The sequence below is a fragment of the uncultured Neglectibacter sp. genome, assembly GCA_937958185.1.
GTDB lineage: Bacteria > Bacillota > Clostridia > Oscillospirales > Acutalibacteraceae > Acutalibacter.
This window is the reverse complement of record CALFFN010000009.1, coordinates 18,575-43,334: the sequence shown is the minus strand read 5'-3', so window position 1 is coordinate 43,334 and position 24,760 is coordinate 18,575. Positions and strand designations below refer to the sequence as shown.

Below are 24,760 nucleotides of genomic sequence, written 5' to 3'. Positions count from 1 at the left end.
TGTATATTCTCTCTTTCTGCGTTGATTAGGGGCGGTGTTTTGCTACCGCATACGCTCCTCAATTTGAATGGTTTCTCTCATGTTCGGCTGATCGCTGAGGATACCCTCAGCGGTTTTCTTATCTTTGCGAAGCGCCGCCAGCGTCTTGGTGCAGCCGTCTCGCTTGGCGGTCAGCGCGGCTTTTTCCTCCGGCTCGCGGCAAGCTCTCAGCTTTCCGCGCAGGCTCTCGCGGAAGTCAGTCAGCAGCGTTATTTCGGCGTCTGTGGTTTGAATAAATTGCTTTACAGTCGCAAAGTCATGCAAATGTGCATGGTCAATCAGGGTGATTTGCGCTGTGATTCGGTCAATTCTCCGCCATGCCTCTCTCGCCTCCGGTGACAGCGGCTTATGCCGGTTTTTCTTCGGCAGGTAGCCCAGCCGGTAGCAGTAGCGCAGATAAACGGCACGCAGCCCGGTAATCTTTTTTACCGTTCCCAAACTGCCTTTCACCCTTGCTTGCCGGGGCTGGATGGTGATTCCCATGGGCTTTTTGCCGGTGAACTCATTGTACAAACGATAGGCTTCTGCTCGGTTATTCTGCTGGGTTTCCCGTATTTGCCGGAAGATTCCCTCTCGGTCGTAATCCTCACCCAGCCGCCAAAGGCGCACCGGCTTTTTACTGTTCACCGAGCGAATGGTCGCGTATTTGTGGCAGGGATTCAGGTCAACCGCATAGCCCAGCTTCTTCATGGCAAAGCAAAACATGGCGTCGTTGGTGCTCATGGTAAGAGCTTTGTCGATAGCTTCCCGCATGAGATTGTAGCGGGTGGGCTCGCTGTTTTTCTCCGCGAAATAGAGCTTGCGGGGCGTCTTGCCGGAAGGATTTTTGATGACGGGCAACCCGTGCTCGGCGCAGATTTCATCAGAGATTTGCCGCAGCCGGTAGTAGGCGCGCTTACTGCAATCAAACTTTTTTCCTTCCCATAGCCCTACTGCATTGACCACCAGATGGTTGTGATAGGTGCCGGTGTTGAAGTGAGTCGCCACCAGTACCTGATACTTGTCGCCCCACATTTTCTGCGCCAGTTCCATGCCTAACCGGTGGCATAATTCCGGCGTGACCTCGCCCGGCTTGAAGCTCTGATAGGCATGGTACGCCACATTACCGGTGGCCTTATCAAAGCGTTCTTGTACCGCGATCATTTCCTGCACGGCGGTATCCGCAGCGCAATTTACCCCGGTAACAAACATGGTTTTCTCTGATTCCATGACGGTTTTATCCTTGTTCCCGGCATAGTGAAGCGCCGCTTTCAGGTCGGAAAAGGTGGTCTTTTCGGGATTCTTTGCGTAGCCCAGAACCCGCCCGATGCTGTCCTTGATCGCCCAGATTTTCGTCACCGCCATGGCTTATTCGCTCCCGCTCATGGCGTGGTAGGCGAGCAGAAAGCCCTGTATGATGTCATCAAAGGCACGATCAATTTCGCTTTCAGGCAGCGCTTTTCGCCGCTCCTTGAGAATCTTTAGCTGCCGGTAAACCTCGTAGAATTCCGGCGGCGAAACCGCCTGAACCTGCTTTCCAAGCCCTAATTTTCTCAGGTAAGCGGAGAGGGAAATCCCACAAAGTCGGGCGGATTTCTCCATCTTCCTTTTCTCATTTTCGGTCACGCGAATGTTGATTGCAGTGGTTCTTTCTCGCATAAAATCAGTCCTTTCTGTTGGGGTTACAGGGGCAATCGTCCCTTTCAGCTTTAGCTGCCGGATCGGTGGCAACACAGACCCTATGCTCGCTGTTCCTGTACCATGGCATTACGCATACTCCTGTCTAGCGCTTCGGCGCTGTTCAGATGGATACCACCCTTATTGTTCTTTACATACCGAAGAAGAAAGGTAGAGCCTACGGGCTGCTCATAAAAGCCCAGATACTTCTGCCACCAATAGACCACGGTGATGATTTTGTTTCCGTCCTCCAACTGGAAGAACAGGCGAAGCATTTTCCCGCGAGCCTGTGCTTTCGAAACGAGCGTTCCAACTACGGTGCAGGGTGTATCCATGAAGCGGTAATCCGCTGTGAAGATCTCCCGCTCCTTCATCTCCGCCACGCTGTAAACCTTGTTTTCAATTTTCATACTGGTATTCTCTCTTTCGGGTAGTTAATGACTTAGTTATATACTTACTTATAGGACGCTCACCCGGCACGCCGTTCGCCTTCCTCCATCACGAAGTTAATGACATTCACCTTCGAGATCTTAAAGGCTCCGGCAATCTTGACCGCAGGGATATAGCCGTCGCCAATCAGCTTGTAGGCGATTGCCCGGCTGACATCCAGCATCTCTTGTAGCTGCCGAACGGTCACAATGTCCGGATACTCGGGGAACATCATTTGATAAAGCTCTTTGAGCTCCGCTTTTTTCATAGCGCGTTTCCTCCTTTCAGCTATGTAACCGGAGCCATCACCGGAGGGAGGAAAGCCCCTCACTCCATAACAGCAAAAAAACGGCGAAAAATTAAACCGCAATTTCAAAAATTTTTTTCTAATTTCTAACAGGACATTTCCCGGCGAAAACGAAAACCTTATTTGAAAGAATTTCTCTACTCTACAACAGCACCGAAAACCCGAAAATTTCTCACCCGATTTCAAAAAAATTTTGGAAGTGTCCATCTATTCCCCAACAGCACAAAATAGGCTCTGAATCTTAATCCCCATTGCAAAAAAATTTTGCAGGTGCAACTTTGAAAATCACAGAATTGCCGCTAACACCTCTATCCGCTATGCTGGAAGCATCAAAGCGAATGGAGGCTTTGCCATGAAATCCAAATTGTGTTCTTTTCTATCAGGGGTGCTTATCACCCTTACTCTGATTGCTCTGCCAGTCTCGGCGCTGGCGTCTGACGGCAGCTTCAAGCTCACCGCCTATCCCATTCAGGTACTTGTGGACGGCAAGATCTTCCGCCCCGTGGACGCCAAGGGCAACGCAGTTCAGGTGTTTACGGTGAACGGCACCACCTACGCCCCGCTACGGGCACTGGCTGAGGCGTATGGACTAACGGTGGGTTATGACAGCGCCAAGAAGTTTGCCACCGTCACAAAACCCTCGCAACCGCAGGAGACAGCTTCCGATTTTGCCACATCGTGGGAGATCAAAGAGAAGCCGGTAACCAACTACGGCAGCAAGAAGGTGTTTACCGCCGTCTATTCCGGCGCAATGAGCATGGACGAGTTCAAAGCTTGGTGGAAGTCGTTCAGCGCCGACGAAATTGAGCGAGCTGCCGAGCAGTTAGCAGCGGAGGCGCAGTCACTCAATCCGGGCTATCAGGTGACGATGTATTTCTCCTACGGTTCCTTTAACCTCGGCACCTCTTTTGCTTACGGCGACTACGAGTTCAGCAACTTCAATCCGGCAGGTGTGTAGATCAAGTAAAATGCCATATGCGAAAAGGGATAGGGACAGCAAATGTTGTCCCTATCCCTTTTTATTGGAGTAAAATCAGAATTACTCCGCATAACTCTACAAAATCCGTTGTAGATTCTGCCGAAGCGTGTTATAATATACTTAGTAAATTGTATGCGGAGAAAGGATGGCTCTTTCTGATGGATCAAAATATTGAGCGCTGGGTCTCCATGAAGGAGATTACAGAGTATCTGGGCGTCAGCCGGGACACCATTCTCGACTGGATCGACCGGCGCAGTATGCCTGCTGCCAAAATCGGGCGGTTGTGGAAGTTTAAGATCAGCGAAATCGATGCGTGGATGAAATCTGGCGTGGCGGCAGAGCAGTGATTCCGGAGGTTTGCTTCTATGGGATTTATCGATTCATATAAGCACCTTGAAAAACTGTGCGGCGATGTATTGGGTGATGAAAGACGAGTTTCAGCGTATATCGATGAAATGCTGAATTTACCTCGCGGCACTTACCTTGTAGCAGGCTGGAATGAAGATTTGAAAACACTCAAACATTACCGATGGGTGAGAAATCGAATTGTTCATGACCCGGGTTGTACCGAAGAAAACATGTGTGAGCCGGGCGATGCACTATGGTTGGATAGTTTTTATTCGAGGATTATGAATCAAACGGATCCTTTGGCGTTATATTACAAAGTCACCAGACCGCGCCCAGCTCAAAAGCCGAAGTCTGCACCCACAATCTATACATATTCTCAGCAAAGACCAAGATCGAAGAAAAATAATAATAAACCTATCGGATTTGTGGCTTTCCTCATCGGAGCCTTGCTCTTAATTGCTGCAATAATTTTTATTTCAAAAGTTCTATAGCTTGATTTCGGAGGTGCATTATGGCACTTGAAAATAAATTGGGGCTTCAAAGCTCGGCTGACTTAGCCCGCGAGGAAGAACGCATCAGCAAGAAAAAGGCTCTTGAGTTATTCGAGACCGGTATGCTCGACCGTCTCGAAGCCGGAAAATTTTCCTCGCTCAAGACGATCCACAAGTATCTGTTTGACGAAATCTACAACTTTTCCGGTGAGCTATGCACCGTCAATATTGCAAAGGGCAACTTCCGCTTTGCACCGGTGATGTATCTTCAGGCGGCGCTTGAAAACATCGACAAAATGCCGCAATCTACATTTGATGAGATTGTCGAGAAGTATGTGGAGATGAATATTGCCCACCCCTTCCGAGAAGGAAATGGGCGCAGTACTCGTATTTGGCTGGATTTAATCTTCAAAGCCGAGCTGCACAAGGTTATCGACTGGAGTAAAGTGGGCAAAGAGGACTATCTGCTGGCAATGGAACGCAGTCCGATCAAGGATATCGAGATTAAACATCTTCTGAAAAACGCCTTGACCGATGACATCAATAGCCGTGAAGTTTATATGAAGGGCATTGACCACAGCTACTATTACGAGGGATATACGACCTTTAAAACAGAAGAATTGTGAGGTAATACTGATGGCGGATATAAAATTATTTAACATAAACGGAACCATTTCGGAACTGCAAAGCGGAAATGTGGCGCTTGAAAAAGAGTTGCAGACTGTTATAGAGAATAATATGGAAACATTTTTCGGTGTCACCTTTCTTGCATCCGAATATAAAACAACCGATGGAGGCCGAATGGACAGCATCGGAATCGATGAGAATCATTGTCCTGTCATTTTTGAATATAAGCGCTCTATGAAAGACAATGTCATCAATCAAGGGCTGTTTTATTTGAACTGGTTGCTTGACCATAAAGACAGTTTCAAGGTATTAGTCATTGAGAAAATGGGGTTGAAGGCTGCCGAAAAGATCGACTGGACAATGCCCCGTGTCATCTGTATTGCCGGTGACTTCACCAAATATGATGAATCCGCTATTAAACAAATGAATAGAAACATCAGTTTGATTCGATATAAGAAATTTGGCGATGCTCTTTTGATGTTTGAACAAATAAATGAAAATGTTGCAGCGGCTATTTCAGATGCAGAACCATCTTCTAAGGCAAAATCTACTGACAAAACATTTGAAGAGCAAATTGCAAATGCGGATGACTCCATAAAAATTCTTTATCAGGACTTGGCCAATTATATATTAAGCCTAGGCGACGATATTAGCGAAACACATTTAAAGCTGTACGCTGCATTCAAGAAAATCAAAAACATAGTAACCGTTGTAGCATTAAAAAAGAAACTGATCTTGAACCTCCCGATTGATGTAACAACCGTGATTTTCGAAGAAGGATTTTCAAGAGATGTAACAAATATCGGGCATTGGGGCTGCGGCGCTGTAGAGCTACATATTCAAAATCCCGCGGATTTTGAAAAAGCAAAACCGTTTATAGATAGAGCATACAACGAGAATTGAGGTGCTATTATGAGTATAAAAGAAGCAAGATCCCGTATAAAAATCAATAAGATGCTTGAAGAGGCTGGATGGCGCTTCTTTGACAACGATAATGGCCCCGCCAATATTCAGGTTGAAGCCAATGTCAAAATTACCAAAAAGCAATTTGACGATTTTGGCGATAACTTTGAAAAAGTTAAAAATGGATTTATTGATTTTTTGCTTTTGGACGAACAGGGGAAGCCATTTATCGTCCTGGAGGCAAAAGCAGAATATAAAGATCCCTTAGTGGGTAAGGAACAGGCTCGCGCATACGCAAAAAGTAATTTTGTAAAATATGTGATTTTATCCAACGGTAATATTCATTATTTTTGGAATATTTATAAGGGGAATCCTCAGATTATTCTATCTTTTCCTTCTTTTGAAAGTGTTCGAGATAGCAAGGCTCTTAACGCTGATCCTTCCAGACTATGTAATGAGGAAATTACTCCTGACTATATTGCTGTTGTTCGTGAACCGCGCTATACAGAAGCCCCTGAATTTCAAAATCCTGATACACGGTTGCAATATATGAAGGATCGTGGTCTGCGTTTGCTACGCAAATATCAAGTAAACGCAATCAAGGCACTTCAGCAATCGGTTGCTGCTGGTAACCAGCGCTTCCTATTTGAAATGGCAACTGGAACAGGAAAAACACTTACATCTGCGGCGGTAATTCGCCTTTTCCTGAGGAGTGGGAACGCCAACCGTGTTCTGTTTCTCGTTGACCGTATCGAACTAGAAAATCAAGCCAAGAAGAACTTCGTCAATTACTTGAAGCCGGATTATGAAACTGTAATTTTCAAGGAGCATACGGAAGACTGGCGAAAAGCGGATATTGTTGTCTCAACGGTTCAGACATTGACATATAACAACAAATATAAGACGATTTTTAAGCCGACAGATTTTTCTCTTATTATTGCTGATGAAAGCCACCGCTCTATCAGTGGAAACAGCCGTGCAGTTTTTGAATACTTTATCGGCTACAAATTGGGTCTGACTGCCACACCGAAAGACTACCTGAAAAATGTAAACATGGATGACCTTGCTTATAACGATCCCCGTGCATGGGAGCGTCGGCAGTTACTGGATACATATCGCACTTTCGGATGTGAGAGCGGAGAGCCTACATTCAGGTATTCCCTGATTGATGGCGTCAATGATCCAGACGGTCCGTTCCTCGTAAACCCTACTGTAGTTGATGCCCGCACCGATATCACAACCCAGCTTCTGGCCGATAAAGGATATTCAGTTGTCCGTAAAAGTGACGAACAGGATGAAGATGAAGAAGAAGCCTTCTGTGCACGAGACTTTGAAAAGAAATTTTTCTCCGATGAAACAAATAAAATTTTTGTCAAAACCTTTATGGACAACGCCATGCGAGATCCATTGACAGGCGAAATTGGCAAGGGGATTATCTTTTGTGTTAGCCGAAAGCATGCGGCAAAAATCACTCAACTGCTGAACATCTATGCCGACAAGATGTTTCCGAACATGTACTACTCCGATTTTGCTATGCAGATTACATCGGATGTACCAAATGCCCAAGAGTATACAACCAATTTCCAAAATAACAATTTGAGTGGAACCACAAAGTTCCTTGATGGATATTGCTCTGCCAAAACACGCATTTGTGTGACGGTAGGCATGATGACCACTGGCTATGACTGTGAGGATTTGTTAAATATTGGCCTCTTTCGCCCCATTTTTTCTCCGACTGATCTTATCCAGATTAAAGGTCGGGGAACAAGGACATATACTTTCAATTTCAAAGAACGCAGAAACGGCGCAGAATATGAGCACTCTGCAGTCAAAGAGACTTTTAAGCTGTTTGATTTCTTCGGAAACTGTGAGTTCTTTGAGGAGAAATACAACTATGATGAAATTATTAAGTTGCCTCGTATCGGTGGTGAAAGCACAGGGCTTGGCGGTGGTGGAAGTATAGCCACTACCTTCGAGAACTTTGATCCTGACCCACTCAAAACGATGACTGAAACCAAGATCGGTCTGCAAGGCATGAAGATTGATCGTATGTTCTTTGAAAAATTTGAGGACGAGGTCAAAAAAGACGCCATGGCCAAAGCACAATATGAGCAAGGAAATTTTGCTGCTGCTCAACGCTATATTGAGGAAACCTATCTCCATCGACCTACGGAGTTCTACACATGGGATAAATTGCGCCGTGCGACTGGTGCTGACCGACGTGTAACCGTACGCGAAATGCTCGATAAGATTTTTGGGGCGATCCCTTCTTTCAAGAGTAAAAAGGAATTGGTCAATGATGAGTTTGATGGCTATCTATTGACATATGGGGTCCCCGCTGGCGATTACTATGAAGTGCGCCGCTTTTTTGAGACCTATTTAACCGACAAAAATGTGCGCCGTGCAATTGAAGATAAAAAGTATCAGCTTCTCGGTACGAAAATCCCAAGTTATACATTCTCAGATTTGAAACGACTTGGCTTGGAAAATATGAATAGAATTGTTGGTTATGTCAATGACAATATCAACCTATCCAGATTTATGTGAGGATTTATTATGCTGAATTTTGATGTAAAGCGAAAAATAAATACACTGCGGGATATTTTAGTTGGTAAAGTTCCCGATCCTAAAGCGCAGGTAGAACAGATTACTATTGCACTTATCTATAAATTCATGGATGATATGGATCTACAGGCAGCTGAGTTTGGTGGTGTGCGAGAGTTTTTTAAGGCAGATTATGAGAAATATGCTTTCTCACAAATTATGTTGTCGGAACACAGCGCCCAGAACCGTTTAGATCTCTATGCAGAGGGCATCGACAAGATGACCAATAACCCCGACCTTCCGAAGCTATTTCGGGATATCCTTCGTAATGCCTATATTCCGTATCGTGATCCTGAAACGCTCAACCGTTTCCTAAAGGAAATTGCTGAATTTAGCTATGAAGACAGCGAAGATTTGGGGAATGCTTTCGAATATCTGCTCTCCATCATGGGGAGTCAGGGGGATGCAGGCCAATTTCGAACACCACGCCACATCATTGATATGATGGTAGAGATAACCGCACCTACAAAGAATGAGACGATCCTTGATCCTGCCTGTGGCACGGCCGGTTTCCTGATTAGCGCATATAATTACATCAAAAAAACCAATCTGGACGAGCACAGCAAGTCCACACTGGTAGCCGATGATATGACCCGTATGACCAAAAACTTTGCGGGTTATGACATTTCCCCTGATATGGTGCGGCTCTCCCGTGTGAATATGTATTTGCACGGTTTTACTGCACCGAACATCAGCGAATATGATACGCTGACCAGTTTGGAAAAGTGGGATGACTATTACGATGTCATTTTGGCAAACCCTCCGTTTATGACGCCAAAGGGCGGTATCACACCGCATAATCGCTATCGTGTTTCTGGAAAGCGTGCGGAAATCTTGTTCGTTGACTACATTGCAGAACATTTGAATCCCACGGGCAGAGCAGCGATCATTGTTCCGGAGGGCATTGTGTTCCAATCTCAGACTGCCTATAAAAATCTGCGCAAAATGTTGGTGGACGGCAACTATCTCTATGGCGTGATTTCGCTCCCCGCCGGGGTTTTTAATCCATATAGTGGTGTAAAAACCAGTATTCTGCTAATTGACCGGACACTGGCAAAGGAGAAAGGCAGCATTCTGTTCGTTAAGCTCAATAACGACGGATTTGACCTCGGAGCCCAGCGTCGTGAAATAAAGGATAGCGAGATTCCATATATTGTTGATTTATTTAAGTGTTATCAATCGGGAAAGATAGATGAAGAAAACGAAAACATTGTTGTTGCAGATAAAGATAAAATTAGAAAACAGGATTATGTACTACTAGCAGATAGATACAGACAAGCTGTTGATTTCAACAGTTCGTGGCCAATGGTATGCATAGGAGATGTTTGTGAAGTTGAGAGAGGTGCATCGCCAAGGCCGATTAACGATTATATTACAGATGATCCAAATGGGGTTAATTGGATTAAAATTGGAGATGGAAAGCCCAGCTCATTATTTATACAGTCTACAAAAGAAAAAATAACGTTGGAGGGAGCACACAAGTCTCGTTTTGTAAAAAAGGGAGATTTAATACTCTCTAATTCAATGAGCTTTGGCAGACCATATATATTAGATATTGACGGATGTGTTCATGATGGCTGGTTAATAATTAGAAATAGCAAGGAATTATTTGACCCAATATATCTCTGCTATATGTTGGGTTCAGATGCCATTATGCAAGAATATCAAAGGCTGGCAACTGGCGGGGTGGTAAATAATCTTAACAGTGATTTGGTAAGAAGCTGCAAAATTCCATTGCCGCCATTAGAAACGCAAAAAACTATCATCGCAGAAATTGAACAGCATCAAGTCGCGATTATTGCTCATAGAGAAGCCATTGCAAATGAGGAGCAAAAGATTAAAGATAAGATTGCCGAGGTCTGGGGTGAATAACCATGAATTACATTGATAAAGGCAAAGAAGCAGTTGAAGAAATGCTGAAAAAAGTTGGCGATGTGCCCATCTCATCACTGCATTCCGAATCGTTTATTGATGAGCTTAAAGATGTGTTTCCGGTATTTGATGACGAGATAGACACTACTTTTTTGATCGAATTACTATACTATTTTCCGATAGATAAAACTTATATTTCTACTGGTTCCTATGACCAGTATCTATACGATCTTGAAAAAACGGTGATAGACAATTACGAAAGCGGGAACTATCAAGTTTCATATTTTTATGCGCACCTGATTTTTATGAGCTATGTATACTACTGCGTTGAAAAGGCCTACCAGTTCGAGCCAGAAAGAATGAAAGATATATTTTATCCAATCAATTCTTACAGAGGAAGAGATGATAAGCCGGATATTGAAAACTTTGGAAGTGTATATGAATTCAGCAAGATACCGGAGAAAGATATTTTCAAAGTGTTTCATGTCATGGGAATGGAAGATAGGATTATCAGAGAGTTTTCAAAATACGTAAGCAGTCGTGATGACTATGCACATGCAACTGGACACGGCAATCTTTCAGAAGAGGAGTATCGGCGGAATATTGAAAATGTTATAGGAAATATGTCGACGCTTCACAAACTTTTTTTGCCGCATATAGAAAAGCTCTACATCAATTTTATGTTAGAACGCTTAGATTGTGAGTACGACATTGTCATGGATAATTTCAATGATTTCATATTTGACAATGCACTATCAATCAATGATATTGATTACCTGTGTCATCTGGGGATTGGGAAGTTGCAAGATAGTAATGCAACTTTAAAGAATGAGTATCAGGCAACAAGAAATATCCACTGTACATTTATTGAGTTTTGCAAGAAGAATGATGGAATCGAACCTCCGGAGGGCTACACTTCTTTGCGAAACGATAAATACTTATTCTATCGTTATAAGGGTCACGCAGATGATTATATTGAAAACGAACTCGGTATCAGCGCATATCGGTGTGTAAAAGACGGTGGAGAATTTCCTGTATACGAATGCCCTGAATGTGGCGAAACACAATTAGCATATGATGCAGAAAATGAAAAATTTCACTGCTTTTCTTGCGATGAGGACTTTACACCAGATGATATATCTTTTTGTGAAAGATGCGGAAGTATCATGCGGCGTAATGATGATATGGGTATTTGTCAAAACTGTATTGATTATTATGAACATGCATAACTGGAATACCTAAAAGGAGTCACGATATGTCAAGTTATCAAGAATACAGCGATATATTTGACAAAGAAATAGTTCAAAAAAGCAAAGGGATTATTTTCTCTTTTTCGCCGCTAAATGATCAATATACATATAGACCATATAGCCATGGTCTTTCTAATGATGCGGTTGAAAAGCTGGGCGAGTTAATGCGTCATAACCTTTTCTTCTATAGCTTTGGAGAAGATGAAGTGGTGGACTACTATAAACAAGGAAAGCTACTTTCCATAGAGCAAGCCGCAAAATACGCCTACAAAAGCAGACTGCCTCATCGAGCTGGTATTCAGGACGGTCTTCCAAGCGAAGTGTTGCTTGATTTATTGGTTCAACTTTATGACCCTACCGCATATAAGCTTGCAGTTAGGACAATTTTTCGCCAGGACGATAACAATGAGATTAAAGGATACGACTTGACCTATTTCTCAAAAGATGAGTCCGGAATTTCCTTATGGCTTGGACAAGCCAAGCTTGGAGAAAAAGCCTATTGTAAGAATGGAATAAATACCGATTTGCTAAAAAAATATGTTAGCAAATATTTAGCAAAGCAGTTGTATTTTGTATCCAGTAAGAGAGTACTGATTACCGAGGATGCGCAAGCTATTCTTGAAGCAATTGATACATTAAACATTCGCACAATAGATGAGGATGATGATATTCGGGCAAAAGAGTTGTTGATCCTTCTGAACAAACTTGACATAAAAATTAAAATACCGTGCCTACTTGCCTATGAAGAAGGTAGCGTCTATAAAGACAGCTCGAAGCTTTATGAGCGGATCATCACAGAAGTGGAAGGAATTAGAGACTTTTTCAATAATCATCCCTACACCTTTACAGGTTTCTCTCCTGAAATTGTATTCTATGTATTCCCAATTCAAAGCGTTAAACGGTTAAGAGACGAGGAGAATGGATTCTATGCCGGATTATGTTAGGCTTTTGCTGACCGCAATTAACCAATTTGATCCTGATAATGCGAAAACGGCTGATCACCTAAGAGACCTAGTTTGTTGGGTGTCAGATCATGACGAACTTAAAAGCGATCCGACAATCGCAAACTTGCTTTATATCGCATCGCAGAAAATGCGAGTGTTTGGTTATAACAAACTTAATGGATTTGAGAGTGATCCTAACTCTACTATTGGCTTGATGGATGACATAGGAAATCAGGCAATACAGAATCTATACCGTTCTCAAATCAATAGAGACATCACCTTAGACAAATCGCAAAAAGAAGTGATTGACCTTTTTCAAAGCCTGTCGCCCCGGCGCTTATTAGTTAGTGCGCCTACTTCATATGGGAAAACATTTTTGATGCGCGAGATTGTTTTTCTTAACCGTGATCGATATAAAAATATACTTTTAGTTTTTCCCACGGTGGCTCTCTTGCTGGAAAATGCAGGCGTAATGACGTGGTTCGTAAAGAAGTATGAGCTTAATTACCGTATCATAAAAACTGTTGATAATACCTGCGAAGAAGATGGTAACAAGATATTTGTTTTTACTCCAGAACGAGCATTGCAGCTTCTCGCATCCTTTCCGGATCTCAAAATTGATTTTTTCTTTTTTGATGAAGTATATAAAATTGATGAAGACTATTGTAATGATGAGATGGATGAAAACAGTGATGAATCCGTAAAAGAGGCAAAACATCAAAAAAATGTAGTAAAACAAGAGTCTTTTCTCGAAGAAGATAGAGGCAAGACATTTCGGATTGCCCTCTATTTGCTATCTAAACGTGTAGACGAGTATTACTTGGCAGGTCCCAATTTGAGTCAAGATCAGTTCGGACTTGGCATGAGAAGATATTTGGAACTCAATCATATTACAGTAAAGGAAATTCTGTTTGAGCCAACACTTCGTATAACAGTTAATGCATTTACTACTAGAATTGAGGAAAAACTTCCTCACGCCCTTCCTCAACCTGAGAATAAAGCTTTGGTTCATATAAGTAACGCAATCAACGATAAAGTTAAAGATGTGGTTTCATACATATCTTCTCGTGAATACGGACAAACATTGCTTTATTGCACTACTCCTGCAAAAGCCATTGAATATTCAAATAAGCTATCGAATAATATAGGTAATACGCACATTTTTGAAACTTATCCTGATGAATTCAAACAGTTTATTGAACATATCCGAAAAGAATATGATGTGAATAATTGCGTGGATGAATGGAGCCTAATTAAAGTTCTAAAAAACGGATTTGGAATGCATCATGGAAAACTACCGAAGTATATCCAACGTGAGGTTTTGGAACAGTTTAATGCCCGAACCTTTAACATCCTGTTTTGTACATCTACGATTGTGGAAGGGGTTAACACAGATGCCAAAAACATGGTTATCCTTAACCCCTCCAAAGGAGGGAAAAAACTCTCTCCATTTGATATAAAAAACATCAAGGGAAGAGCGGGGCGATATCATCATTGTTTTGTTGGCCGGGTGTTCTATATGAGCAAAGAACTCCAACAAATTGAAGAATCCGACACCCTTTCACTCAATTTTGTGACCTACTCGGACGTAGAACTTGGACCAATCGATTTAGATAATGCAACTTATGATGACTTAACGCAGGGAAATGTTACACGGAAGAAAGAACGTGATGATAAAACTCGTCATTTTTTACTTCCAGAAGAGGTTTTTCTAAAGAATCGGACGATTTCCAAGGAAAATCAAGAAAAACTACTGCAAAAACTCATCGAAGACAAAGAGTACATGCGTTACCGGAAACTTCTTCTTCACACAGTGGATGTAGAAAACTTTCTTAAATATCGATGGATTACTAAAATATTGGAGACTTATTTCGAGGCAGGATTGATTGATAAGAGATCGTGCAGCAAGTATTCCGCAGTAGCAAACAGCTACTATAACAATGGTTTTAAAGGTATTCTTGGCTATGAAATCGAGCAATACCAAAAAGGAAAAACAAGAACCATTGACACAGCATATTCAGAAGCGTTTAAATGTTTGCGAGGCATACTTGAACATAAAATTCCAAAGATACTATCATTATTCGAAGGCATAATAGCTTTTGTTGCCCTGCAGAAGGGGGATAATCCAAGCAATTTTTCGCTATCAAATGTGCGAAGATATTATGAAACCGGGGTAAAAAGTTTGCTTGGAGAGTCACTCATCGAATATGGCTTTCCAACAGATGCAATACGAAGAATAGAAGAAAAATATAGCGAACTTTGTCATTTAGACGTTGATGACGCAAAAAAGCATTGCAGAAAGCACTACCACGAAATAGTTTCTTTACTTGATTCATATGAGAATCAACTTTTTATTAAAGCAATGAACAGCTTTTAATGATAAAAACAGATTTTATAGTTTAACTTTGAGGGCATAGCCATTATGACTATGCCCTCAAAAGCACCTCTTAAATAAAAATTAGTTCTGTATAAATAATCTCATTAATCTGTATTCGAATATTGCTTAGTTTCTGTACCCATTCCGTAGGCTTCTCTGCCTTGAGCTGCTCCGTCAGACCTGCCCACTGGGCATACTGTTTTACCAATCGGGGAAACAGCTCCTGCGCGCGCTCTTCCGTATCGGCAAGATAGTCTCGGAGCTTGCCAGAGGTGAGTAGGTTATAGTACAGCACCCTGTGATGTTGCTTTAAGTACCGCAGCCGCCGCTGCCCACACACACCGATGGGACGAGAATCTTCTTCGGACAAGCGCAGATCCGGCAGGCAATAATCACCCTGTATGGTGTAGGTCCCACCCATTTGTTCGTATAATGATTTCATCAATTTCTCCTCCTGTTCTGTCATGATTTTATAGTGCCCTTTTATTCCTTGTCTAAGAATGCCTGAATATCAAACTTAAAGCCTCCGAACTCTCTCGGATGCTTTATTGGCATCATATCGGCCTTTTCCTGAATTTGCTGTGCAATTTCCGTGATGTCGATCTCGGAATACCTCTTTACAGCTTTTAGAAAATGCAAGATTGCCCCATCGTCTATTGTCTCGTCATAGCCTTTATATCTTTCCCAAAACTGCTTACTCTCCGAAATTTGCTCAATCGGCTCATGGTAAGAGATAAGCAGCAAGTCATCTTTCAAGAAGTGATTAATCCACAGATTTGGCATATACTTCAAATCTGCGACACCTTTTGCGGAAAGATAACCCCAGCACCTATAATACCTGCCATAGATAAACCATTCCGGCTGATCCTCCGCCTTTATTTTGGTCGGATAAATCATGTCGGCATACAAATATCCATCTGGGTTTTCGATATACTGAAGCCGGTTATCTTTACGGACAAGCTTCTGTTCAGAGTATAGGATCTGGCGAATTCTTTTCTGCTTCATCAGCGAAACCTCCTTTGATACTGTCATTGTACCAAAGGAGGTTTTTACTTACGAATGTGCGATTTTTATTTTTCCAGAAAGCTCTCAAATGGGGCGTCGTCGCTGCAGAAGGTATCAAAAATCATCTTAGCACCAAGACGGAAGCCGACGATGAAAGAGTCGAGTGTCGCCTCTCCCGTCAGTTCAGAGTTGCCATTGCAGAAATCAAGGAACAGAGCTTTATCCTCTCCCTGCAAGCGCTCGGTCAGCTTTTCCTCTATGTCAGTTACGTTTTTTAATACCTTTATCGCACGGTGACCTTTACGATATTCTCTTGCTTGAGGGTCGATGTTGCCGTAAAACAGCTCTTCAATGAAGTTTGCCATCACTTTGCACCTCCGATTTTCCCATACCTGCGGACTTGCTCCCGCATGGAGAACTCATTCAGCATGTAAATATGCCGCCTCGATTTCCGGACGATGGTGCGGAAGTAGGCCGAGCAGAGAAAGTCGATGAGGAAAACCTTCGGGATGTAAAAGATATTCCCTTTACGGAAGGATTTCAGCAGACCCCGGCTGCACCAGTTGTTGACTGTCGATCTGGCATAGCCTGTCAGGGCGACGACCTCCCGCACGGTCACAACATCTTTGTGGTTTACCAGCAGCCCGGCGTAATACTCCCGCATTTGCCGGAGCACATCCTCGGACAGTTCCTTTGAGAGCTTTGCCACATAGTGACCGCCGTACCACCCTCTGGGGGCGGAATAAACCTCGGGATAAACGGCATGCTTTTCTAGATATGCCCGCACATCCTCTTTCCTGATTTGATAGCAGCGGGTTTTCTTGCCCGTCCACTCGCAAGGCACCTTGCCGCTTTTGAGCAGATGCAGCGCCGTAGATTTGCTGATGTGACAAAGCCGGTAAAACTGATCCTTGTTCATCACATCGGGCATGCTGTCCCAATCGATGGGCAGATTTTTCATTTGATACACCTCAAAAAACAGATTTCGCCGGTTCGAAGTCCGTCCTGTGGTGTATGGATTTGATGTATTGCCTTCTCTCCGGATTTCTCTCCTGGCTCCCCTGATTTCTCTCCAAAATCGGCAAAAATGCCGATTTGAACCCACTTTTGAAAAATGCAGAAGTGTCAAGTCTTTCGGGGATAAAAAGTCAGTGTTCATGCGGCTTTCCGCGCGGACGAGATAGTCTAAAACGGGCACCGGATAGCACAAGCCATGGAAACAGACCAAAAGACTCGAAATCAGGTAGTCCGCAAGGGCTCGTGGGTTCGAATCCCACCGCTTCCGCCACGTCGCCGCAAACGCTTTTGAGTTTGCGGCGGTTTTTTCACAAAAATCACCGCGTCACTTTACGCGTTGCGGCCTCTCGCCTGTCGGCTCGGGTGCAAAGCGCCGGTGGCGCTTGTCTTGCACCGACCGAAGCGATAGCTGAGAACGGGTCAGAACGCTGTCCACTGGACAGTTTCCCCCTCTCCGTGAAAGGGTGCTGCGCCCCTGTGGGGCGCGTCCCGCACTGGCCGAAGCGGAGCGAAGACCACGCGCCCATCGGCTAAATCCTTGCAAGCGCGGATTTTTAACGCCGATTTGGTCGCTACCAACCTTTCACAGGCAAGGACATCTTTTTTGTATCACGCAGATTGCAAAGTCTAAAATCCGCATGGGCACCGGATAATTTTTTTCAAAAGAGAGCGAAACCATCTTTTTTGTAGCAGAACCACACACATCTGCAGGGAAGGCTCAGTGCTTTTGCACTGAGCCTTCCGCAAGTCGCGCACCGCAGGTTTTTTCTATGCTTTGCCATGCGGCACGCGCCGAAATTATTTATTTTAGTCTGAAAACGCAACAGCAGCTACCTCCCATTAGGGGCGGTAACTGCTGTTCGATTCTGCTGCGCGAGGATCGGCTTTTGCAACAATATGGTGAACGGGGTCCCGGCGTGGTTTTGATGGCTCATTATCCTTTTCCTGTTCTTTCTCCTGCGTTTTTGCTTCGGGTTGAGGGATAGCCATACTCTGTGTGCTCTGGGTAAGAGCTGAAAGACCAAGAATCCAAATTAAGCCTATACCACCCTGCTGGTTCGTCAGGTAGTAGCCTGTAATGCGGCTTCTGCCCTTCGGGAAGTACCAGAACGCAACAGGCGTACCTGCATTGCCGTAGAAGAAATGCATCTCATTGCCGTTCCAGCCCTGCCACATCAAGTTCTGCTTTCGCTTCATTTTTGTACAGCTTAAACGTAAAAATGGATTTTTTAACCTCTTTGCACAGAAAAGGAATCCATCTGCTTCACCCAATCGCCCGCGGCGAACGGATTCCTTTCAGCTTCGGCTGTCTGTAAAGGCGCGCACTACTTGCGCAGACTGCAAATTGTCCTTTGCACTAAAAAGAATGTGGGTTGGAATATCCCATTTTCGTATGGAGTATAAACGAAAAGGTTATAAGTCTCTTTACATTCGGGCAGGCTGTCGGTTATAATAAGTTCAAACCAATACAGGGGAGTGATCGTCATGACCGAAAAATTATTGGAAACTTCCAGGCGCTTCTGGAAAGCGATGGAGCAGTCCGACGTTGCCGTAATGGAGGAGATCGCCCACAAGGATTGCTGCTTTGTGCACATCGGCGTGACTTGCGGGCTGGAGGAGGAAATGAAGTGCTTCACCGACAAGATTTTCCAGCCCACTGAAATCACGCTGCACAGCCAGACCCCGAAGCTCTGGGGAAACGCCGGCATCGTGGTCACCGACTGCGACTACGGTCTGCTGCTGGGCGGCAAGCCTACCACCCATCATTTTGCCGTCACCGAGGTCTATACCGAAGACGGCGGCGACTGGAAGCTGGTGCAGTTCTCCTTCACCGCGCTGGTGTATTGATTATGTATAATCCTCAATTAGAAACCTTTCTCCAGGCGGCGGACGCCGGAAGCTTCAACAAAGCCGCCGAACAGCTTTTCATCACGCCCACGGCGGTGATCAAGCAGATAAACCTTCTGGAAAGCACGCTTGACGTGCAGCTTTTCCACCGCACCCACCGGGGGCTGACCTTGACGAAAGCCGGCGTGTCCCTCTATAAGGACGCGAAATATGTGATCCAGTATTGCAAGGATTCCGTCAGCCGGGCAAAAAATGCCATGCAGGGGGACACGGACATTATCCGCATCGGCACCTCGCCCATGACGCCTGCCCAGGCGCTGATGGAGCTTTGGCCCCCCATTCATGAAATTTGCCCCGAAATAAAATTTCAGATGGTGCCCTATGAGAACAATCTGGAAAACGCCCGGCGGATCTTGGCGAATCTGGGGCAGGACATCGACGTGGTGGTGGGCGTGTTTGACGAGGTCATGCTGAACCTGCGGCGGTGCGCGGGCTTTGAGATTTCCCGGGAGCCGTTGTGCTGCGCGGTGTCCATCTACCACCCGCTGGCGGCAAAGACCCGGCTCACCATTCAGGACCTGTACGGCGAGAACCTGCTGCTGATGCACCGGGACTGGAGCCGCTATGTGGACGAGCTGCGGGACGAGCTGTGGAAAAACCACCCCCAGGTCAATCTGGTAGACTTTGACATTTACAGCGTGGAGATTTTCAACCGCTGCGAAAATTCCAACGACGTGCTGCTGTGCATTGAGCCCTGGGCCACGGTGCACCCGCTTTTGAAGGTCATTCCCGTGGAGTGGAACCATTCCATTCCCTATGGGCTGCTCCATTCGCCGGAGCCGTCCCCGCTGGTGCGGAAATTTCTGGAAGCGATCCGAAAGACAAGAAAGATATAACCCAAAGGTAATAAGGCGATAACCAATCGAGACTTCTCAGGGGGTCTCGATTTTTGTTATGCTGAGGGGCATAAAGGAAAGCCCGGTTTTTCAGGCTTGATTTTAGAAAGGAACGAATACCATGAAAAAAGTATTTGCACTGATTTTGACCGTTTCCATGCTCTTCGCCCTTGCCGCCTGCGGCAGCCAGACCGCGCAGAGCAGCGCGCCTGCGTCCGGCAAGCCTGTCAGCTCTGCCCCGGAAATCACGCCCACCCCGGCGCCCACGCCCGTGCCTGAAATAAGCTCCGCTCCCGCTTCTGAAGCGGAGCCCACCCCTGCCCCCGCGGTGGACAAAATTCTGGTCGTCACCTTTTCCGCTTCCGGGCGCAGCGCCAGAGTGGGACAGATCATCGCGGACACTCTGGGGGCGGACACCTTTGAACTGACCCCGGTGGAGTCCTATTCCGATGAGGATCTGGATTGGAGAACCGAAGGCAGCCGTGTCAATCTGGAGCACGACGATGAAAGCCTGCGGGATATCGCCCTGACCGCCGACACGGTGGAAAACTGGGACGAATACGGCACAGTTTTTATCGGTTATCCCATCTGGTGGGGCATTGCCGCGTGGCCGGTCAACAATTTTGTTAAAAACAACGACTTTACAGGCAAGACCGTGATCCCGTTCTGCACCTCCTCCAGCTCCGGTTTGGGAGAAAGCGGCGAGCTGCTTGCGGAAATGGCAGGCACGGGAAATTGGCAGGAGGGGCAGCGTTTCCAGAGCGGCGTGGACGAAAGCGAAGTCATCGGCTGGGTCAACAGCCTTGGGCTGTAAATGGGAGGAAATAGTATGAGCAAGCCTTATGTGGTATGTCATATGCTGACTTCGCTGAACGGCAAGATCGACGGCGCATATATGGGCGACCCTGCCTGTGCCGCCGCCGGAAAAGCCTACGGCGGGCTGCGGAAGGTCTTTGACTGTCAGGCGACTTTGTACGGCACGACCACCATGGAGGGAAGCTACTCCAATGGGCGTGCCGGGGCGCCTCCCGCCTGCGGAACAGACTGGGGCAGAGAGGATTATATCGCCCCCAGCGAGGTGCACAATTTCATCGTTTCCCTTGATCCCCAGGGCGTTTTGGGCTTTTCCTCCTGCTATATCGAGAAAAAGAACCGCCCGAAAGCCCACGTGATCGAGGTGCTGACGGAGCAGGTCTCCAACGATTACCTGGGGTACCTGAGGAATCTGGGAATTTCCTATGTCTTTGCGGGAGAGACTGTCATCGACTGCAAGCTGCTGCTGCAAAAGCTTTCCGACCTTTTCCACATTCAGCGGCTGATGGTGGCAGGCGGCGGGATCACCAACTGGTCCTTCGTGCAGGAAAACCTGCTGGACGAGCTGAGCGTGCTGGTGGCTCCCGTTGCGGACGGCAGCACCGGCACGGCGACCATTTTTGAAAAGGCTGATTTTTTCCCGCCCCGCAGCCCCGCGGCATTTTCCCTCAAAAAGGTGGAGGTCCTGGAAAAGGACACCCTCTGGCTGCGGTACACCGCAATAAAATAGCGTACAAGTATCCCCAATCGTCCCTATATTCTTCTGCGTATCCCGGAAAGCCGCACCTGGATTTCCGGGATATTGCCTATAGTAAACACCTTTTGGTATATGCTGATGAACCAATGGGAACTTCTCTTTCCCTGAAAAAAGGGTAGAATGGAACCAGAACGAAAGGAGACGATAATATGAAAAAGCGAATATTAGGTCAAAATCTGGAAGTATCCGCCGTGGGTCTGGGCTGCATGGGGTTCTCCCATGCCAGCGGAGCGCCTACGGAAAGGTCCGAGGCGGTGAAAATCCTGCGGCAGGCTTACGACATGGGCTACACCTTTTTTGATACTGCCGAATGCTACACGGGGACCTACCCGGACGGCAGCATCTCTTACAATGAGGAGCTGGTGGGCGAAGCGCTGCGGGATATCCGGGACAAGGTGGTCATCGCCACCAAATGCGGCGTGCGCCATGCCCCGGATCACGGGCTGATTTTAGACAGCCGCCCCGAAACCATTCGGGCTTCCGTGGAGGGGAGCCTGAAAAAGCTGGGCGTGGAGGCCATCGACCTCTACTATCAGCACCGCATCGACCCGAAGGTGGAGCCGGAAGCGGTGGCAGACACCATGGGGCAGCTCATTCAGGAGGGAAAGATACGGCATTGGGGGATTTCCGAAACCACCGAGGAATATCTGCGCCGCGCCCATGCGGTGTGCCCTGTCACCGCCGTGCAGAACCGCTATTCCCTGATGGCGCGCTGGCACGAGAGCCTCTTCCCCACGCTGGAGGAGCTGAATGTGGGCTTTGTGGCGTTCTCACCCATGGCAAACGGATTTTTGAGCGGCGCGTATACGGCGGAATCCAAATTTGAGCCGGGAACGGATTACCGCGGCAATATGCCCCAATACACTGCCGAGGGCTTTGAAAAGAGCCGGGCGCTGATGGAGCTGCTGGACCGTCTCGCAAAGGAACACAGCGCTACGCAGGCACAGGTCTCCATGGCGTGGATGATTTGCAAAAAGCCCTATATCGTGCCGATCCCCGGCAGCAGGAAGCCGGAACGCCTGCGGGAAAACCTAAAGGCGGGAGAGATCGTTCTCAGCGAACAGGAGATCAGCGCCATTGACGGGGCTGTCGGCGCCATGGAGCTGCCCGTATTCGGCGGCTCGCCCACGAAGTGATAAGTCCGCACCTTTTGGTGTGTACTGATGAACCAACAGGAACTTCCTTTTTGCCGGAAAACAGGGTAGACTGGAAACAGAAGCCGGATATAAACAGGAGAGGAGAAAACAGCATGAATTATATTTCCTTGAACAACGGCGCAAAAATCCCGCAGATCGCTTTGGGCGTGTTCCAAATTCCCGAAAATGAGGACGCCAAAAAAGCCTGCCTTTCCGCCTTTGAGCTGGGCTACCGCCACATCGACAGCGCCCACCACTATTTTAACGAAGCAGGGGTGGGGGCGGCTGTCCGGGAATGCGGCATTCCCCGGGAGGAGCTGTGGATCACGTCGAAAATCTGGCCGGACGAGTATGCCGATGAAACCGCCATCGACAAAATGCTCAGCCGTTTCGGGCTGGATTATCTCGATCTGGTGATCCTCCACCAGCAGGTGGGAGATTATCTTGCCGGGTACAGAAATCTGGAAAAGGCGTACAGGGTGGGAAAGGTTCGCGCCATCGGCGTTTCCAACATGGAGTCCGACCGCCTGGAGAAGTTGCTGGAAGCTGCTGAGATCAAACCCCAGATCATTCAGGTGGAGTGCCACCCCTATTTCCAGCAGGCGGCGCTGAAGGAGCGCGTCAAGGCTTACGGCACCCGCATAGAGTGCTGGTTCCCGCTGGGACACGGCGACGCAAACCTGCTGAGCGAGCCTATCTTCACCGAGCTTGGCAGGAAATACGGCAAGACCAATGTGCAGATCATTCTCCGCTGGCACATTCAGGAGGGGAACATTCCCCTGCCCCGGTCCGTGAACCCGGAGCACCAGAAACAGAATCTGGATATTTTCGATTTCTCCCTGACCGATGGGGAAATGGAGCAGATCCGCAAGCTGGATCAGGGCAAGCGGTACTGGACGCTGACGCTCCCGCAGCAGGAGGAAAAGTTTTTAGGCATCAAGCTGGGCGAATAGTCCCCGACAAAATAAAAACAAAAGGAGTAACCATCATGGAATTTGTAACTTTGAACAACGGAATTAAAATGCCCATCCTGGGCTACGGCGTGTACCAGGTGACCAATGACGAGTGCGAGCGCTGCGTGCTGGACGCCATCGACGTGGGGTACCGCCATATCGACACCGCCCAGGCGTACGGCAATGAGGAAGCGGTGGGGAACGCCGTCAAAAAGTGCGGCGTGCCCAGAGAGGAGCTTTTCCTCACCACAAAGGTGTGGGTGTCCAACGGCGGGTACGAAAAGGCAAAGGAATCCCTGAAGGAGTCCCTGCGGAAGCTCCAGACCGAATATATCGACCTGGTGCTGATCCACCAGCCCTTTAACGACTATTACGGCACCTACCGCGCCATGGAGGAAGCTTATAAAGAGGGCTGGATCCGCGCCATCGGCGTTTCCAATTTCTATCCCGACCGTCTGGTGGACCTCTGCCGATTCGTAGAGGTCGTCCCCGCCATCAATCAGGTGGAGACCCACGTGTTCCAGCAGCAGAAAAAAGCCCATGAATATATGGAGAAATACGGCGTCCAGCATGAGAGCTGGGGTCCCTTTGCCGAGGGCAGGAAGGATTTCTTCACCAACCCCGTCCTGACGGAGATTGGCGCAAAGTACGGCAAGTCCTCCGCGCAGGCGGCCCTGCGGTTCCTCATTCAGAGCAACGTGGTGGTGATCCCCAAGTCCACCCACAAGGAGCGCATGGCGCAGAACATCGACGTGTTCGATTTCACGCTGAGCGACGCCGACATGGAGGCTATCCGCAAGCTGGACGAGGGAGAGAGCCTGTTCTTCTCCCACTACGACCCCGCCACGGTGGAAATGATCACCGGGCTCCATCGGTAAAAACATTTTGATTTTCCCACAAATCGTGATAGAATGAATCACAGAACAGGAAAGAGAGGTTTTTCCCATGAGCAGAAAGAATTTAGGCGCACAGCCGGCGCTTTACCCCCAGCCCGTCCTGATTTTGGGCACCTACGATAAGGACGGCAGGCCCAACGCCATGAATGCCGCCTGGGGCGGTATCTGCGGCAGCAATGAGGTGATGATCGACATGAGCAGCCACCAGACCACCGACAATATCGCCGTGACAAAGGCGTTCACCGTTGCCTTTGCCGATGTGGAGCATATGGCAGCCTGCGATTATGTGGGGCTTGTCTCCGCCAAGAACGAGCCGAACAAAATGGAAAAGGCGGGCTTCACCACAACGAAAAGCACATTTGTCAACGCGCCCATCATCAACGAGCTTCCCGTTTGCCTGGAGTGCGAGCTGAAAGAGGTCATCGACGGCAAGTATATCGGCATCATTAAGAATGTCAGCGCCGAGGAAAGCGTACTGGACGAAGCGGGCAAGGTCGATCTGAACAAATTCCACCCCATCATCTTTGACGGAATGCAGGCGGCGTACCATGAGTTCGGCAAAAAGGTGGGCAACGCCTTCAAGGACGGCGCAGCCCTGAAATAACAGGCAAAG

Annotated in this window: 27 protein-coding genes; 18 read left to right on the top strand and 9 right to left on the bottom strand. The window is 46.9% G+C overall.

The features are described from left to right. Positions 1 to 42: 42 nt before the first annotated feature. Genes AB8996_RS02585 through AB8996_RS02570 form a run of 4 tightly spaced genes read right to left on the bottom strand, consistent with a single transcriptional unit; the run spans position 43 to position 2,392 of the window. Positions 43 to 1,383: a relaxase/mobilization nuclease domain-containing protein gene (locus AB8996_RS02585; RefSeq protein WP_369297414.1), complete on the bottom strand. Its 1,341-nt coding sequence runs from the start codon at positions 1,381 to 1,383 to the stop codon at positions 43 to 45. Positions 1,384 to 1,386: 3 nt separating this feature from the next. Beyond that, entirely contained in the window at positions 1,387 to 1,752 is a 366-nt protein-coding gene (locus AB8996_RS02580) for a hypothetical protein (RefSeq protein WP_369297413.1), read from the bottom strand. A gap of 5 nt (positions 1,753 to 1,757) precedes the next feature. Next, positions 1,758 to 2,105: an OB-fold nucleic acid binding domain-containing protein gene (locus AB8996_RS02575; RefSeq protein ID WP_369297412.1), complete on the bottom strand. Its 348-nt coding sequence runs from the start codon at positions 2,103 to 2,105 to the stop codon at positions 1,758 to 1,760. A 59-nt stretch (positions 2,106 to 2,164) separates the two neighbouring features. Beyond that, a complete protein-coding gene (locus AB8996_RS02570) occupies positions 2,165 to 2,392 on the bottom strand; it encodes a helix-turn-helix domain-containing protein (RefSeq protein WP_369297411.1) in 228 nt (75 codons plus the stop codon). A 391-nt stretch (positions 2,393 to 2,783) separates the two neighbouring features. Here AB8996_RS02570 and AB8996_RS02565 point away from each other — a divergent pair, with 391 nt between their 5' ends. From AB8996_RS02565 to AB8996_RS02520, 10 genes are all read left to right on the top strand, one after another. Continuing rightward, positions 2,784 to 3,389, top strand: a complete 606-nt coding sequence (locus AB8996_RS02565; protein WP_369297410.1) for a stalk domain-containing protein — start codon at positions 2,784 to 2,786, stop codon at positions 3,387 to 3,389. 179 nt (positions 3,390 to 3,568) lie between these two features. After that, positions 3,569 to 3,757 carry a helix-turn-helix domain-containing protein gene (locus AB8996_RS02560; protein ID WP_369297409.1) on the top strand — a complete coding sequence of 63 codons (189 nt, stop codon included), beginning with the start codon at positions 3,569 to 3,571 and terminating at the stop codon, positions 3,755 to 3,757. 18 nt (positions 3,758 to 3,775) lie between these two features. Continuing rightward, complete coding sequence (locus AB8996_RS02555) at positions 3,776 to 4,249, top strand: DUF6548 family protein (RefSeq protein WP_369297408.1); 474 nt, start codon at positions 3,776 to 3,778, stop codon at positions 4,247 to 4,249. A 20-nt stretch (positions 4,250 to 4,269) separates the two neighbouring features. Then, a complete protein-coding gene (gene fic, locus AB8996_RS02550; protein WP_369297407.1) occupies positions 4,270 to 4,875 on the top strand; it encodes a protein adenylyltransferase Fic in 606 nt (201 codons plus the stop codon). A gap of 10 nt (positions 4,876 to 4,885) precedes the next feature. Then, positions 4,886 to 5,779, top strand: a complete 894-nt coding sequence (locus tag AB8996_RS02545; RefSeq protein ID WP_369297406.1) for a DUF5655 domain-containing protein — start codon at positions 4,886 to 4,888, stop codon at positions 5,777 to 5,779. 9 nt (positions 5,780 to 5,788) lie between these two features. Beyond that, positions 5,789 to 8,326: a DEAD/DEAH box helicase family protein gene (locus tag AB8996_RS02540; protein WP_369297405.1), complete on the top strand. Its 2,538-nt coding sequence runs from the start codon at positions 5,789 to 5,791 to the stop codon at positions 8,324 to 8,326. Between the two features lie 9 nt (positions 8,327 to 8,335). Then, positions 8,336 to 10,255 (top strand): N-6 DNA methylase, encoded by a 1,920-nt coding sequence (locus AB8996_RS02535; protein WP_369297404.1) that lies wholly within the window; start codon positions 8,336 to 8,338, stop codon positions 10,253 to 10,255. A 2-nt stretch (positions 10,256 to 10,257) separates the two neighbouring features. Beyond that, positions 10,258 to 11,484: a hypothetical protein gene (locus tag AB8996_RS02530; RefSeq protein WP_369297403.1), complete on the top strand. Its 1,227-nt coding sequence runs from the start codon at positions 10,258 to 10,260 to the stop codon at positions 11,482 to 11,484. A gap of 26 nt (positions 11,485 to 11,510) precedes the next feature. Then, positions 11,511 to 12,449 carry a hypothetical protein gene (locus AB8996_RS02525; protein ID WP_369297402.1) on the top strand — a complete coding sequence of 313 codons (939 nt, stop codon included), beginning with the start codon at positions 11,511 to 11,513 and terminating at the stop codon, positions 12,447 to 12,449. Further along, the gene (locus tag AB8996_RS02520; protein WP_369297401.1) at positions 12,433 to 14,826 is read left to right on the top strand and encodes a helicase-related protein; all 2,394 of its coding nucleotides are present in this window, start codon (positions 12,433 to 12,435) and stop codon (positions 14,824 to 14,826) included. The genes AB8996_RS02525 and AB8996_RS02520 overlap by 17 nt, the downstream gene beginning before the upstream one ends. A 70-nt stretch (positions 14,827 to 14,896) precedes the next feature. Here the strand turns inward: AB8996_RS02520 and AB8996_RS02515 are convergent, their stop codons facing one another. From AB8996_RS02515 to AB8996_RS02495, 5 genes are all read right to left on the bottom strand, one after another. Beyond that, positions 14,897 to 15,271: a TnpV protein gene (locus AB8996_RS02515; protein ID WP_369297485.1), complete on the bottom strand. Its 375-nt coding sequence runs from the start codon at positions 15,269 to 15,271 to the stop codon at positions 14,897 to 14,899. Between the two features lie 38 nt (positions 15,272 to 15,309). Then, entirely contained in the window at positions 15,310 to 15,831 is a 522-nt protein-coding gene (locus AB8996_RS02510) for a hypothetical protein (protein ID WP_369297400.1), read from the bottom strand. Positions 15,832 to 15,896: 65 nt separating this feature from the next. Further along, complete coding sequence (locus tag AB8996_RS02505) at positions 15,897 to 16,196, bottom strand: DUF6809 family protein (RefSeq protein ID WP_369297399.1); 300 nt, start codon at positions 16,194 to 16,196, stop codon at positions 15,897 to 15,899. Next, positions 16,196 to 16,792: a hypothetical protein gene (locus AB8996_RS02500; RefSeq protein WP_369297398.1), complete on the bottom strand. Its 597-nt coding sequence runs from the start codon at positions 16,790 to 16,792 to the stop codon at positions 16,196 to 16,198. Before AB8996_RS02500 ends, AB8996_RS02505 begins: the two co-directional genes overlap by 1 nt. 896 nt (positions 16,793 to 17,688) lie before the next feature. Then, entirely contained in the window at positions 17,689 to 18,120 is a 432-nt protein-coding gene (locus AB8996_RS02495) for a hypothetical protein (protein WP_369297397.1), read from the bottom strand. 213 nt (positions 18,121 to 18,333) lie between these two features. Here AB8996_RS02495 and AB8996_RS02490 point away from each other — a divergent pair, with 213 nt between their 5' ends. The 8 genes from AB8996_RS02490 (at position 18,334) to AB8996_RS02455 (ending at position 24,751) form a co-directional block, all read left to right on the top strand. Further along, on the top strand, positions 18,334 to 18,696 hold the full coding sequence (locus tag AB8996_RS02490; RefSeq protein WP_369297396.1) for a nuclear transport factor 2 family protein: 363 nt from the start codon (positions 18,334 to 18,336) through the stop codon (positions 18,694 to 18,696). A gap of 2 nt (positions 18,697 to 18,698) precedes the next feature. After that, positions 18,699 to 19,592: a LysR family transcriptional regulator gene (locus AB8996_RS02485; protein ID WP_369297395.1), complete on the top strand. Its 894-nt coding sequence runs from the start codon at positions 18,699 to 18,701 to the stop codon at positions 19,590 to 19,592. Positions 19,593 to 19,713: 121 nt separating this feature from the next. After that, complete coding sequence (locus AB8996_RS02480) at positions 19,714 to 20,406, top strand: flavodoxin (RefSeq protein ID WP_369297394.1); 693 nt, start codon at positions 19,714 to 19,716, stop codon at positions 20,404 to 20,406. 15 nt (positions 20,407 to 20,421) lie between these two features. After that, on the top strand, positions 20,422 to 21,135 hold the full coding sequence (locus AB8996_RS02475; protein ID WP_369297393.1) for a dihydrofolate reductase family protein: 714 nt from the start codon (positions 20,422 to 20,424) through the stop codon (positions 21,133 to 21,135). Between the two features lie 176 nt (positions 21,136 to 21,311). After that, complete coding sequence (locus AB8996_RS02470) at positions 21,312 to 22,298, top strand: aldo/keto reductase (protein WP_369297392.1); 987 nt, start codon at positions 21,312 to 21,314, stop codon at positions 22,296 to 22,298. Between the two features lie 113 nt (positions 22,299 to 22,411). After that, entirely contained in the window at positions 22,412 to 23,251 is an 840-nt protein-coding gene (locus AB8996_RS02465) for an aldo/keto reductase (RefSeq protein WP_369297391.1), read from the top strand. 35 nt (positions 23,252 to 23,286) lie between these two features. Beyond that, entirely contained in the window at positions 23,287 to 24,129 is an 843-nt protein-coding gene (locus AB8996_RS02460; protein WP_369297390.1) for an aldo/keto reductase, read from the top strand. A gap of 67 nt (positions 24,130 to 24,196) precedes the next feature. After that, positions 24,197 to 24,751, top strand: a complete 555-nt coding sequence (locus tag AB8996_RS02455) for a flavin reductase family protein (RefSeq protein WP_369297389.1) — start codon at positions 24,197 to 24,199, stop codon at positions 24,749 to 24,751. The last annotated feature ends 9 nt before the right edge of the window (positions 24,752 to 24,760 follow it).